The sequence below is a fragment of the Halonotius pteroides genome (genome assembly GCF_003605635.1).
Classification (GTDB): domain Archaea; phylum Halobacteriota; class Halobacteria; order Halobacteriales; family Haloferacaceae; genus Halonotius; species Halonotius pteroides.
Genome location: NZ_QMDW01000006.1, coordinates 138,063 through 150,902 on the forward strand (window position 1 = coordinate 138,063; position 12,840 = coordinate 150,902).

The following is a 12,840-nucleotide window of genomic DNA, read 5'->3' on the forward strand; positions in this document are numbered from 1 at the left end:
AAACTTATACAATCGACAGGAGTTCTCATCAGCGGAGTTAGGAGCTTCGAGCGTGACGCCTCAGCTATGACCGTTATCGCGCTCCTCAGCGTCGCCCCGGTGATCGAAGACAGCATGGCCGGCGAGGTCGCCAAGGCCGTTGACGCCCTCGACGACCACGACGTGCGCTACGAGACGAATCCGATGGGCACCGTCATCGAGGCCGACGGTATCGACACCTTACTTGCGGCTGTCGGTGACGCCCACAAGGCTGTTGACGGTGACCGCGTCAGTACGGTGCTCAAGATCGATCACAAACGCACCAGCGATCAGGCAGCCGCCGAGAAGGTCGATGCGGTTGAAGCCGAACTGGGTCGACCGGCGAAAACGGATCGATCACCCGGAACCGACGACGAATCTCTTTAACAGATCACGAGTAACCCACCTGTATGGAGAGCATCAACCGATCGGCGATCGAACTCGTCGATGAGGCGTTAGACTTTACAGACGAACTTGGCGTCGAGATGACTGAACTTGATTGTGGGGGGGTCGTCCTCGATTTCGGCGTCGGCGTCGACGGCGGGGTCGAAGCGGGCCTCATGTTGGCCGACATCCAGACCGCAGGGCTAGCGACGATCTACACCCAGATGGATCGGATCGCTGACGCGCCAACCCCCTACGTTGAGTTGACAACCGACCGCCCCCCGATCGCGTTGCTGTGTGCCCAGAAAGCCGGCTGGGAACTCGATTTAGGTGATTTCGATGGGCTTGGCTCAGGGCCGGCCCGCGCGCTCGTCGGCGAGGAAACTGAGTTCAAGCGCGTCGGCTACTACGATGAGTTCGACTTCGCCGTGTTGGCCGTCGAAAGCACCGAACTACCCAACGACGAGATCGCCACCTACATTGCCGAGACCGCCGGTGTCGATCCGGGCAGCCTCTTTTTACCAACCTACGCGACCGGATCGATGGCCGGTAGCGTCTCGATGGCCGCCCGCGCCGCCGAGTTGGCGGTCTTCCGGCTCTCCGAGTTGGGGTATCCGCCAACCGAGATCCTGACCGCAACCGGTCGCGCGCCGGTCGCGCCAGTCAGCTACAACGAGTCGGTGGCGATGGCCCGGACGAACGACGCCCTCGCCTACGGTGGCGAGGTGTATCTCCAAGTGCGGGAGGAATCAACCGTTTTTGAGGAGGTGCCGTCGAATGCCCGCGAGGAGTACGGCGTTCCCTTCGAGGAAATCTTCGAGGAGGCCGGCTGGGACTTCTACGAGCTGCCGGAATCTGTCTTCGCGCCCGCGAAGGTAACAATCGATGTCGTCGACGGCGACACCTACGTCGTCGGCGAGACCGACGAGGAGCTGCTGGCCGAATCGTTCGGACTGCAGTAGCGACACAGTCCGGGCGACCGGCATGGTGAGGTGGCTGCAACGACAGCGACAGCAGGGCCGTGAGAACACTTAACCCGATGCCACGGAAGGGGTAGCGCATGGAACCACTCGAAGTCGAGGGGCTTCGGGAGTCAGTCTCCTATGAGCCGGTGAGCGTCAAGGAGCTGCTCGTCGAGATGAAAGACACCTCGGAACTCCTCATCGATCTGGCCTACTCGGCGGTACTCCACCAAAGCGACCAGATCGCTAACGAGGTCTTAGCACTCGAAGCAAAAATGCAGGTGCTACAGGTGCGCGCCCGGATGAGCCTCATGTTGGCGGCCCGCAGCCCGGATGAGGCCGAGGCACTCGCCCCCGTTTTGGGTGTTGTCGAGGCCGCCGACACGATCGCCGATGCGGCGGGCGATATCGCCAAGATCGTCATCGAGAAGATCGGCCTTCCGCCGTCGATGCGGGGCGCGCTGTCGACGGCTGTCGAGCTGCTGGTTCGCGGAACCGTTGCCGATGACTCGACGTGGGCCGGCCAAACGCTCGAAGCGATCGATCTCGAATCCGAAACCGGTATTCGTGTCATCGCTGTCCGCCGCGGCGACGAGTGGATTCGTAACCCTGGCCCAGAGACACGGATCACGGCTGGCGACGTAACGCTGCTCCGGGGCCCTGAGGCCGCGATCGGCGAGGTTTACGAGCGGCTGACCGGTGAGGCATACGACCCCAAGCCGGCCCCCGAACCGGCGATGGCGGATCTCGAACGCGCCGTCGACTCGATCGTCTTGATGAAGAACCTCTCGGAGTTAGCCGTCGATCTCGCCTATGGTGCAATCCTCTTCGATGACGAGGCGTTGGCCAGAGAGGTCGCCAATCTGGAAGTCGAGGTCGACGCCCTTCAGTCACGGTTTGAGGCATGGGTGTTGCAGGCCGCCGCCGAGGCCGACGATCCGGTCGCGCTACGCGGGCTGATTCATCTCGGTGTCAGCACCGAGGTTATTAGCGACGCCGCCGTCTCGATCAGCGAGGGGGTGTTGCGCAACATCGGCGTCCACCCGGTTGTCGAACTCGCGGTGCAGGAAAGCGACGAGCTCATCGCCCGTGTCGAGATCGACGCCAACAGCGAGCTTGCGGGCACCGAGATCGTCGAGGGGGTACCGGCCGTCGACATCTCAACGAGCGTTATCGCGATCCGCCGCCCGGAGGACGGGTGGCTCGTTGGGCCGGATATGGACACACGGCTGCGAGCCGGCGACGTCCTCATTACGAAAGGCACCCGCACCTCGGCCACTGAGTTCGAATCGTTGGCGGTATCGCCCGATTAGTCGTCAGCCGGCGTCGATGGCCCATCAGTATCGGTCGACACCACCGTTCCAACCCCCTTGCTCGCGCCCTCTCGGAAGACGAACCGCTGGCCTTCCTCAATAAAGTACGGCCGGAACTTGAACTCGATGTCGGTCATTCCGGTGTCACCGGGCAGCAGTTTGCCGCCCTCGGGCCGAAAGATCGCGGTCTCGCTGAGCGTTTCGAGATGAACGACCGGTTCGTAGCCCTCCCGGATACGGGTTGGGTGGTTGAGCACCATCACCTCAGCCGCAAACGAGCGGGTCGCCGTCGGTTCGGCGTGTCGTGGGAGCAACGCCATCCCGCGTTTGATCTCGGCTTCGTCAACGCCTTTCAGCGCGATGCCGACGATCCGGCCGGCTTTGGCGGCATCAACACGGTGATAATGCATCTCGATCGAGCGGGCTTCGACCTCGCGGAAACTACCGTCGGGCATTGGCCCCAAGAGGAGTTCGTCGCCGGCCTCAACGTGGCCAGCGTTGATCGTCCCCGAGGCGACCGCGCCGACGCCGGTGACGTTGTAGGTGCGGTCGATATACATCCGAAACTCGCCGTGATCGTCGCTAGTGCGCTTCGGAAGTTGGCCAAAGAGCCGATCAAGATCGTCCATCCCGTCGCCGCGAACCGCGCTCGTCCGGATGATCGGGACGACCGTCTCGCTCAACTCCTCGGCGGCGGTCTCAATGCTGTAGCGGTCGGTTCGAAGCGGACTCCGCTGGACGTCCCGAAGCATCGATTCCACCGCTTTTTCCACCTCGGCGACGCGCTCATCGGAGACGGTGTCGACCTTGGTGATCGTGACGATTGTCGGGAGGTCGGTCGCAAGCAGGATGCCAAGATGTTCACGGGTCGTTTTTGTGGGGCCATCGTCGGCAGCAACCGCCAGCAGGCCGTAATCGAGTTTTTGTCCAACAAGGCCGCGGATCGTCGTTCGCAGCCACGGCTCGTGGCCGACGGTGTCAACAAACGAGACAAGACGGTTGGATTCCTCCACCACGCGTGCACGATCACTTTTCCGGTGCGGATTATCCATCCGGATCGGCTCGCCGGTCGCATCGAAGCCATACACCGCATACGAGAGATCCGCCGACAGCCCGCGTTCGACCTCGTGGGGCTGTACGTCGAGAAAGCCCCGGGTCGCGCCGTTGCCGTCATCGGCCTCGCCGGTGACCAGCGAGCCGACAAGCGTCGATTTGCCGTGGTCGACGTGGCCGGCGGTGCCGATAACGATATGACCGTCGTCGGCCTCTAACATTGCGCCCTCGCGTATCGTTGCCATGCCGACGAGGCCGCTGTCGCCGGCGGCCCACGTCTCCACGTTGTCGATGTGGGCGTCGGCCTCCTCGGCGAGCAGCGAGAGGACATCCATCGTTTCCGAGAAGGCGTCCTGTGAGATGCCGGCGATCCCGCCGTCGTCGGTGACACCGACAACGTAGGTGGCCTCGCCGTCGCCGGAAAGAACCCGATGCCGAAGTTGGGCGACAAGACTCTCCTTTCGGCCGTCTTCAAGATGGAGGGTTCGGGTGAGACGTTCCTTGAACTCGATGTGGCCGTCTTCTTTTTCGCCGTGCGCTAGGGCCTGCTCTAAGGCGGCCCGATCCGCGCTCATAGAGAGGCGTTGGCAAGGGGCGGTGAAAACGCTTTCCGTGGTGTGAGAATACATGTCATAAGTGGGTTCAATACCACTCGGGAGTATGCATGAACCCGCCACGCGCCCCTACTTGCCAAGCGTCTCGTAGGCCGCTTTTACCGATTTAAACTCGTCTTCGTCGCCGTCGGGGGCATCAGGGTGGGCAGTTTTGACCCGCTCGCGGTAGGCGGATTTCACCGTTTCGGCGTCAGCCTCGGCGTCAACATCGAGGATATCAGCGGCCGCTGACTTCGAGAGCCCGGACTGCTGGGCAACGCTTCCACCGTCGCGAGCGCGCTGTCGACGGCGGCGGTCTTGTCCGCGTGCTTGCTGACGGTTCGTGCGCTCGCGGGTGAAGCGACCCTCAAACGGGCCGGCATCGAACCCACCCGGGCCGCCACCACCGCGGGCCGATCGGGCGTAGCCAGCCGGGTTGGCACGGATGCGCTCGGCGAGTTTGCCGCTGGCCTGATACCACAGCAGATAGGCCGCACCGCCGAAGGGGGCAGCGACAAGCAGGAAAAACGGGGAGACGACGATCCCGGCGATCAGCATGAGCGCGGTGATCCCGATAAACACCGCCGCGATCCCCATGAGCAGGCCGTCTCGGTTCACACCCAGTGTTGGGGATCCACCGGTGAAAATCTCTCGGCCGTGCAGTGCGATCGGATCCAGCGAGGACAGTGATACTCAGTCATCGCCGCGATGCTGATTGAGTCGCTGTTTGAGTTGTTTGGCCGACTGGCCCGCAGCGGCGGCAAAGTTCTCACCCATATCTTCGCCGGCGAAAATGATCCCCCGCGAGGAGTTGACGAGGCCGACACCATCACTGCGGAGGCCGTACTCGACGGCGGCTTTGGCGTCGCCACCCTGCGCGCCGACACCGGGGACAAGGAACGGCAGCGACGGCACCTGCTCGCGGATCGTCTCAAGTTCGTCGGGGCCGGTCGCGCCGACGACGAGACCAACGTTGTTGTGCTCGTTCCACGCGACAGCGCGGTCGGCGACGCGCTCATAGAGTGTCCCACCCGAATCGAGGTCGAGATCCTGAAAGTCAGTGCGGCCGGGATTCGAGGTGCGACAGAGCACGAAGACACCCTTGTCGGCGCGATCCACAAACGGCTGCAGCGAGTCGTAGCCCATGTAGGGGTTGACGGTGATCGCGTCGACGTCGTTGAGGATCTCAGCGTACTGTCGGGTCGTATTGCCGATGTCAGCACGTTTGGCGTCAAGGAGGACGGGCACGTCCTTTCCGTGGGCGTAGGCGATCGTTTCCCGAAGGGCACGCCAGCCGTCGGCCGACTCATAGAAGGCGGCGTTCGGCTTGTAGCAGGCCGCGTGCTCGTGGGTGGCGTCGATAATCCGGCGGTTGAACGCCCACTGTGGAAGGTCGCGGTCGTGCAGGTGTTCGGGCAGCCGATCGGGTTGGGAGTCAAGGCCAACCGAGACGACACTGTCGATAGCGGCGATGCGGTCGGCAAGGCGGTCGAAGAAGGCGGTAGCCATTTGCCGAAGGGTCGCAGGCGACCCTCAAGCGTCTTTCGTGTCTCGGGTGACCGTCGGCGTCAGATCTCCAACTCGTGAGGGACGACCACGGTCGGACGGTCGGACTGCAGCAATACCTGCTCGTTGATATCCCCGATGGCGACCGTGCCCGTTTCCGTTGGCGTCCGCACGCCGATGACGACCTCGTCGGCATCAACCGCCTCTGCAAAGGAGCGAATATCCGCAACGGGGGCGTTGCCGGGGTTGAACTGCTCGGTTTCGACGGTTGTCACCGCCGCCAGCCGTGACGCGACGGCGTTGAGCGCGTCCTTGCCGTCGCGGCTCGCTTCGGGGGCATCATCGTGGGGGGAGTTGACCGCATAGACGGTGTCGGCCTCGTCGACGCGGTCGAAGAGATAATCACAGAGTGCCGCGCTCGTATGCACCGAGTCGGTCGCAACGACGAACGTTGTCATGGCTGTTCGGAGGCTGGTGGGCAAGTAAACCCTTACTCACGGACCCGGCAGGCATAACAACGAAACACCGGAACCAGTGCTGTTTAGCACATAGTGACAAAGGACAAGCTATGACCGACGACCCCCTCCGCTGGGAGACGAGTGGTAGCGAGATCGACTACGCATGTCCAGGGTTCGACGTGCGACGCGACGACGTTCGGCTGCCAGACGGCACCGAAACCGAGTACCACTACGTTGATGAGTCGCCGGCGGTCGTTATCCTGCCGCTGACGCCTGACGGTGATGTCGTTGTGATCGAGGAGTGGCGACAAGCCGTCGACCGCATCAACCGCGGACTACCCGCTGGCTCGATGGAAGGCGACGAGGATCGCACGGTTGCAGCCCACCGTGAACTTCGCGAGGAAACGGGCTACGAGGCCGACCGGATCGAACACTTGCTGACGACCGAACCATCGAACGGGATCGCCAACTCGGTACACCACCACCTCGTGGCCTCCGACTGCGAGCCGACAGCCGAACAGGAACTCGACGACAACGAAAGTATCCGCGTCGACACAGTTGGCTACAACGAATATCTCGATAGCGTTGTCAACGACGACTTAGACGACGGCCGGTCGGCACTGACGGTTATGCACTACGAGTTGACGCACTGACGGCCTGCGCTCGTTGCCGCTGTGACCCGAACGCAATCCTTACCGACCAGCCCGCGGTAGCGACGGGTAATGCGTGACCACTTCGAGAGCCGGGACGCCGACGCCGCCGGGCGGATCGGCCGACTTGAGATCCCACGGGCCGACCGAACGGTCGAGACGCCCGCCCTGATGCCGGTGATCAATCCAAACCGGCTTACGATTGAGCCCGCCCGTCTTGCCGCCGAGTTCGGCGTCGAGATCCTGATCACGAACGCCTATATCATCCGCGAGACCGAATCGCTTCGCGAACAGGCCCTCGACGAGGGCCTCCACGAGATGCTTGGGTTCGACGGCGCGATCATGACCGATTCCGGCTCCTTCCAGCTCTCCGAGTACAGCGATGTCGAGGTGACGACAGCGGAGATTATCGAGTTCCAACACGCCATCGGGTCGGATATCGGGACGCCGGTCGACATTCCGACACCGCCGGATGTGAGCCGCGAACAGGCCGAATCGGAGCTGGCAACGACCCAGCAGGCACTCGCCGACGCCGAGGGGCTGGATGTCGACGAGATGCTGCTGAACGCGCCGGTGCAGGGCTCGACGTACCCCGACCTCCGCGAGGACGCCGCCACCCACGCGGCCGAAACCGATCTCGACGTGTTCCCGATCGGCGCGGTCGTCCCGCTGATGAACAGCTATCGGTACGACGATATGGTCGAGACCGTTGCCGCCGCAAAACGCGGCCTCGGTGCTGACTGCCCCGTTCATCTTTTTGGGGCGGGCCACCCGATGATGCTTGCGCTGGCGGTCGCGTTGGGCTGTGACCTCTTCGATTCGGCCGCCTACGCGCTGTATGCCCGTGGTGGCCGGTATCTGACGGTCGCTGGTACCCAACAGCTCGATGAGCTCGACTACTTCCCCTGCTCGTGTCCGATCTGCGGTGAGCGAACGCCGGCCGACCTCCGGAACGAAGACGACGAAACGCAAACTCGACTGCTCGCCGAGCACAACCTCCATGTCACCTTTGAGGAGCTCCGCCGGATCAAACAGGCGATCCGAAGCGGCAATCTGCTGGAACTTGTCGAACGCCGCGCCCGCGGCCATCCGGCGATGTACGACGGCTACCGCGCGCTGTTAGATCACGCCGACCAGCTCGAAGCCGAAGATCCAGTCTCAAAAGGAACGTTCTTCGCCACCTCCGCTGAGAGCGCACGCCGGCCTGAGGTTCGTCGACATCACGACCGTCTCAACCGGCTATCGACGCCAGATCGGCTGTTGTTGACCGAGTCCGGTGTTCCCGATACCGATGCCTACGACGCCGTCTGGCGCGTCAAACCGCCGTTCGGCCCGTTTCCCCGTGCGCTCGCCGAGAGCTATCCGCTCACTGCGACAGTTCCTGATCGGACAGATCGTGCCGCTGAGTGTGCTGCCGCCGAGGGGGTTCGAACGCTCGTTGCGGCGAATCCGGAGACAGCGTTTACCCTCACCGTTGCGGCGTGGCATCCTGACGCCAAAAAGCGGATTCCGGATCGTGTCTCGGTTGAGCCGCTGTCGGCGATTCACCAGTCGGGCTCGGCGGAAGATTAGTCGGCTGACGCCGGTGTCTCGTCGGCTTGGGCCCCCCAGAGAGCGGCGTAGGTGCCATCGGTCGCCAACAGGTCGTCATGGCTGCCACGTTCGATGATCTCGCCGTCGTCCATCACGACGATACGGTCAGCATCCTGAATCGTTGACAGCCGGTGGGCGATCACAAGCGCGGTGCGGTCGGCGATCAGCCGCGAGAGACTGGCCTGGATGTGTTGTTCGGTCTCGGTGTCAACGTCGCTGGTGGCCTCATCAAGGATGATGATCGCCGGATCGTTGAGGATCGCCCGGGCGATGGCAAGCCGCTGCCGTTGGCCGCCGGAGAGTTTCACGCCGCGTTCGCCGATCTCAGTGTCGTAGCCCGCCGGGAGGTCGTTGATAAATCGATCGGCCTCGGCGGCGTCAGCCGCCTCAACAACGGCCGACGGCACCGAGCCACTCGTTCGAAGCTCGGTCAGCGTCTCGCGGTCACCGTAGGCGATGTTTTCGGCGACGGTGCCGGAGAACAGATACGGCGACTGGCCAACGATAGCGACCCCCCGCCGGAGATGCTGGCGGGCGTACTCACGGACGTCAACACCGTCGACACGGACACAGCCGCTGTCGACGTCGTAGAACCGCGGCACAAGCTGTGCTAGCGTTGATTTGCCGGCACCGGTTTCGCCGGCGAAGCCGATTGTTTCGCCGGGCTGTATCGACAACGACACCCCATTGAGCACCGGCTCGCGGTCGCCGTAGGCGAACGTCACATCATTAAACGTGATCTCGCCGTCGATCCGTTCGGGGGTGTGGGGGTCGTCGGGATCGTCGATCGTGGCTGTCTGGCCGAGCAGGCCAAACACACGTTCAGCACTCGATTTGGCCTGCTGGTATTTGTTTGCCGAGCGACCGATCCGCCGCATCGGCGAGTATAGCCGCCGGAGATACAGAAAAAACAACGCGAACGAGCCCGTCGACAGCGCGCCGGCATCCCCGAGGCGGATGATATCCCGGCCACCGATAAACAGGATAGCGACGAAGGCAACGCCGGTCAACAGTCTGAGTCCGGCAAAAAACGCCCGCCGTAGCCGTAGGGCGCTGATCTGCTCGTCGTGATACTGCGCGCTTTGGGTGGCGACCCGCTCGTGTTCAAACGCGTACCGGTCGAAGGATTTGATCACGTCGATGCCGCCGATGTTGTTTTCTAAGCGGCTGTTGAGCCGGGAGACCGTTTCGCGGATCGACTGATAGCGCGGCTCGATCCAGGTGAGAAACCTCGCGCTGGCAAGGCCGATCAGCGGCACCGGCAGGAGGGCGATCGTCGCTAGCTTCGGCGAGTAGCTCCAGAGGATGATCGCGATCCCAGAAACGGTGGCGACAACACGGATCAGCTGTCGGAACTCGCTGTTGAGAAAGCTCTCAAGCCGATTGATATCGCTGTTGAGCACCGACAGCATCGCTCCGGTTTGGTGGGTAATAAAGAAATCCATCGAGAGATGCTGGAGGTGGTCGTAGGCATCGTTGCGGAGATCCCGTTGTACCTTCTGGGCGGTCGACTGCAGCAGATACCGCGAGGCAAACCGCGTTGCCGAGCGAATAAGATAGGCAACCGCCGCGATGATGACAAGCCGGCGGAGAAGGTCGATTCGGGCGGCCTCGCCGGCGATAGCCCCGGTCGGCAACAGCCCAACGTCGGTCAGCAGCCCTGGATCAGCCCCCCCAAGGACGACGCGATCGATCGTGGCCGCGACGATCAATGCCGGGACTAAGCGAGCAAACCGGGTGATGACCGCGGTTACCACGCCGGTCAGAAGTCGCGGCCAGTACCGCAACGCATACCGGATGAGATTAACCATCGGGTGGCCGACAACGTTGTCGCGAACAGACTCGAAGCCCCCGTGCTCGTCAGCCATACTGTGGGTTGCGGAGCCCGACGCCTAACGCTGACGCTCCGGTGACTCACTGTGTGTCTCCGCCGACCATCGATCCGTACCCACCCATCGTTCGACGGCGACGACTGGGGTCGGTCGCTGAAATCCCAGGTATGCAACCGGTTGGAGTTGATCCGGATGCTGACCTCGTCGCGTTCGGGCACAAAGGCAAGATAGTTGCCCGTCGGCGGTCGACGGAAGGCAATGACCGAGTATTTTGAGATCCTCGACCGCGACGGCGCGGCGCGGATCGGCGACCTCCGGCTCGCCGAGCCGGTGACAACGCCGGCCCGCCTCGACGATGTGCTCGTCGACAGCGGGAGCCTGTGGAACGCCGACCACGAGGCACCTGACGGCGACGAACACGAGTTGACGATCCTCCCACATCGCTCGCTGCCGGCTGGGACTCGTGACGAGGTGCAGGATGCGTTCGCAACTGATCACGCTGACACCGATTTTCCAACGGCTGCGGTCGTCGCCAGCAACGACCCCACGCCGCAGGGAGCCGACGCCTACATTCTAAGCGACGCGTCGGGGTTCGTCGGCCACGGCGGGGGGTTCAAAGACGCGATCATCAGCGCGAAGGACGCGCTGCCAGCCGACACCGCGCTCGTGCTTTCGGGCGTTGCAACGCCGCGAAACGTCGCGCTGTTGGCCTACGCCGGCGTCGACGGCGTCGACGCGAAGTTAGCGAAGGTGAAAGCCAGCCAAGGGATGTATCTCACCAGCGATGCCGAGCTGTTTCTCACTGATCTCAACGAACTCCCCTGTTCGTGTCCAGCCTGCCAGCAACCCCGCGAGGAGTTCGACCGCGAGGACTGTATCGATCACAACGTCGCCGCCCTCGATGCCGAGTTGCGGCGCGTCCGCGAGCGGGTTCGGGCGGGTCGGCTGCGGGACTATATTGAGGGCCAGGCCCGCCACGACAACTGGCTGACAGCCGCGTTTCGGGAGTTCGACGACGAGTACAGCTATCTCGAAACCCGGACGCCCGTGATGCGAACCAGCGAGATCGCAGCGGCGACAAGCGACACCATCCGCCGCGTTGAGATTCAGCGATTCGCCGAACGCGTGACCACCCGCTATCGCAACCGCTTCGACAACCCCCTTGTCCTCGTGCCGTGTTCGGCTCGCAAACCATACAGCGAGTCCCAGAGCCACGGCCAGTTCCACGACGCCATCGGCTACCGCGGCCACACCGTCTCGATGACCTCGCCGATCGGCGTTGTCCCGCCGGAACTCGAACTAACATACCCCGCCCAACAGTACGATTCGGTCGTCACGGGTCGGTGGTCGGAGGATGAAAAGCAGTTCGTCGCCAGCGTGCTCCGGAGGTATCTCCAGCGCAATGACTACCCTCGCGTTGTCGCTCACGTGCCCGATCATGGCTACCGCGACATCGTCGAACGCGTCGAAGCCGACCCGGAGATCGACCTCGATTTCGAGTACACAGTCGAGGGCCACCCAACCGATACGGATTCGCTGGCGAACCTCGCTGGCGCGCTTGAGGGCGAACTCAAGTTCTCAAAGCGAGAACGCCAGCACAACACGATCAAAGCCATCGCCGACTACCAGTTCGGCGACAACGCCGGTGACGCACTGTTCGGTGATATCGAGATTCAGACGACGGGCCGCTATCCCAAGCTACAGCTCCGCAACGACGACGGCGATCAGTTGGCGACGATGGTGCCGCAGTACGGCCTGCTGGCGATGACACTCGCCGGCGGGGATCGCTGGCTCGCAAGCGACGCGCCGACAAAACGGGTCGACATCGAGGGGTTCGTCCCCCACGGCAGTGTTCTCGCACCAGGCGTTGTCGACGCCAGCGACGACATCCGACCGGGCGACGAGGTCGTTATCGATGGATCGGCCGCCTTCGCCGTCGGCCGCGCGGAGATGAGCGGCCCGGAGATGGTCGATTCAACCCGTGGCGTCGCCAGCACGGTGCGACACGTTCGCGAGCGATAGCAGGTAGAACAGCTATCACTCTGATGTAGCTGAATGAAACAACAATCAGAGTGGTGATATTGTTACTGGTTGGCGTGCAAGATAGAAGGCGCGTATCTTGCATGACGCATCTTCTAGTTCAGGAGGGTACTCAAGTGATACAACGTTCCTTATATTGAGGTCAGTTAAGAAGCGACGCAAGCCCAACACCAAGGGTTGCTGCGGCCAGACAGAGGGCCAACGTTCCACCTGCATAGATTGCTCCTCGTAGTCTGTCGCCCGTCTCCCACAATCGAACCACCCGTTATCGCCTAAGCAGCTTACCGTAAAATTACGGTAAGATACGGTATTTCTGAGACGCCAGATATCTGTTGCACCTTCTGCTTCAACGAGACATGGATCGGTGTATCTATCGAATCACTCAGTCACTTCGAACAGCCCTCCCAGAAGAGGCCGTGGCGCGAACTGCTCGCGCCA

11 protein-coding genes are annotated in these 12,840 nt (G+C 62.7%); 6 read left to right on the top strand and 5 right to left on the bottom strand.

What is annotated here, in order from left to right; genetic code table 11:
• Positions 1–66: 66 nt before the first annotated feature.
• The 3 genes from DP106_RS06040 (at position 67) to DP106_RS06050 (ending at position 2,677) form a co-directional block, all read left to right on the top strand.
• Positions 67–405, top strand: a complete 339-nt coding sequence (locus tag DP106_RS06040) for an MTH1187 family thiamine-binding protein (protein WP_120084066.1) — start codon at positions 67–69, stop codon at positions 403–405.
• Positions 406–428: 23 nt separating this feature from the next.
• A complete protein-coding gene (gene mch, locus DP106_RS06045; protein WP_120084068.1) occupies positions 429–1,364 on the top strand; it encodes a methenyltetrahydromethanopterin cyclohydrolase in 936 nt (311 codons plus the stop codon).
• A gap of 98 nt (positions 1,365–1,462) precedes the next feature.
• Positions 1,463–2,677 (top strand): potassium channel family protein, encoded by a 1,215-nt coding sequence (locus DP106_RS06050; protein WP_120084069.1) that lies wholly within the window; start codon positions 1,463–1,465, stop codon positions 2,675–2,677.
• On the opposite strand, the gene DP106_RS06055 is transcribed toward DP106_RS06050, so the two are convergent.
• From DP106_RS06055 to DP106_RS06070, 4 genes are all read right to left on the bottom strand, one after another.
• A complete protein-coding gene (locus DP106_RS06055) occupies positions 2,674–4,305 on the bottom strand; it encodes a GTPBP1 family GTP-binding protein (RefSeq protein ID WP_120084070.1) in 1,632 nt (543 codons plus the stop codon). The genes DP106_RS06050 and DP106_RS06055 overlap by 4 nt on opposite strands.
• Positions 4,306–4,413: 108 nt before the next feature.
• The gene (locus tag DP106_RS06060; protein ID WP_240625334.1) at positions 4,414–4,941 is read right to left on the bottom strand and encodes a J domain-containing protein; all 528 of its coding nucleotides are present in this window, start codon (positions 4,939–4,941) and stop codon (positions 4,414–4,416) included.
• Between the two features lie 75 nt (positions 4,942–5,016).
• Positions 5,017–5,832, bottom strand: a complete 816-nt coding sequence (pyrF, locus tag DP106_RS06065; protein WP_120084071.1) for an orotidine-5'-phosphate decarboxylase — start codon at positions 5,830–5,832, stop codon at positions 5,017–5,019.
• Between the two features lie 59 nt (positions 5,833–5,891).
• A complete protein-coding gene (locus DP106_RS06070) occupies positions 5,892–6,287 on the bottom strand; it encodes a universal stress protein (RefSeq protein ID WP_120084072.1) in 396 nt (131 codons plus the stop codon).
• 110 nt (positions 6,288–6,397) lie between these two features.
• Between DP106_RS06070 and DP106_RS06075 the strand changes: the two genes are divergently transcribed.
• Both DP106_RS06075 and tgtA read left to right on the top strand, forming a co-directional pair.
• Complete coding sequence (locus DP106_RS06075) at positions 6,398–6,940, top strand: NUDIX hydrolase (protein WP_120084074.1); 543 nt, start codon at positions 6,398–6,400, stop codon at positions 6,938–6,940.
• 69 nt (positions 6,941–7,009) lie between these two features.
• Complete coding sequence (gene tgtA / locus DP106_RS06080; RefSeq protein ID WP_120084075.1) at positions 7,010–8,509, top strand: tRNA guanosine(15) transglycosylase TgtA; 1,500 nt, start codon at positions 7,010–7,012, stop codon at positions 8,507–8,509.
• Here the strand turns inward: tgtA and DP106_RS06085 are convergent.
• A complete protein-coding gene (locus tag DP106_RS06085; protein ID WP_120084077.1) occupies positions 8,506–10,398 on the bottom strand; it encodes an ABC transporter ATP-binding protein in 1,893 nt (630 codons plus the stop codon). The two genes, tgtA and DP106_RS06085, sit on opposite strands and share 4 nt — an antisense overlap.
• A gap of 222 nt (positions 10,399–10,620) precedes the next feature.
• On the opposite strand from DP106_RS06085, the gene arcS reads away from it, so the two are divergent.
• The gene (gene arcS / locus DP106_RS06090; RefSeq protein WP_120084079.1) at positions 10,621–12,384 is read left to right on the top strand and encodes an archaeosine synthase subunit alpha; all 1,764 of its coding nucleotides are present in this window, start codon (positions 10,621–10,623) and stop codon (positions 12,382–12,384) included.
• The last annotated feature ends 456 nt before the right edge of the window (positions 12,385–12,840 follow it).

Coding starts and splice junctions, on each gene's coding strand:
- DP106_RS06040 (WP_120084066.1), top strand. CDS start 67: ATGACCGTTATCGCGCTCCTCAGCGTCGCCCCGGTGATCGAAGACAGC.
- mch (WP_120084068.1), top strand. CDS start 429: ATGGAGAGCATCAACCGATCGGCGATCGAACTCGTCGATGAGGCGTTA.
- DP106_RS06050 (WP_120084069.1), top strand. CDS start 1,463: ATGGAACCACTCGAAGTCGAGGGGCTTCGGGAGTCAGTCTCCTATGAG.
- DP106_RS06055 (WP_120084070.1), bottom strand. CDS start 4,305: ATGAGCGCGGATCGGGCCGCCTTAGAGCAGGCCCTAGCGCACGGCGAA.
- pyrF (WP_120084071.1), bottom strand. CDS start 5,832: ATGGCTACCGCCTTCTTCGACCGCCTTGCCGACCGCATCGCCGCTATC.
- DP106_RS06070 (WP_120084072.1), bottom strand. CDS start 6,287: ATGACAACGTTCGTCGTTGCGACCGACTCGGTGCATACGAGCGCGGCA.
- DP106_RS06075 (WP_120084074.1), top strand. CDS start 6,398: ATGACCGACGACCCCCTCCGCTGGGAGACGAGTGGTAGCGAGATCGAC.
- tgtA (WP_120084075.1), top strand. CDS start 7,010: ATGCGTGACCACTTCGAGAGCCGGGACGCCGACGCCGCCGGGCGGATC.
- DP106_RS06085 (WP_120084077.1), bottom strand. CDS start 10,398: ATGGCTGACGAGCACGGGGGCTTCGAGTCTGTTCGCGACAACGTTGTC.
- arcS (WP_120084079.1), top strand. CDS start 10,621: ATGACCGAGTATTTTGAGATCCTCGACCGCGACGGCGCGGCGCGGATC.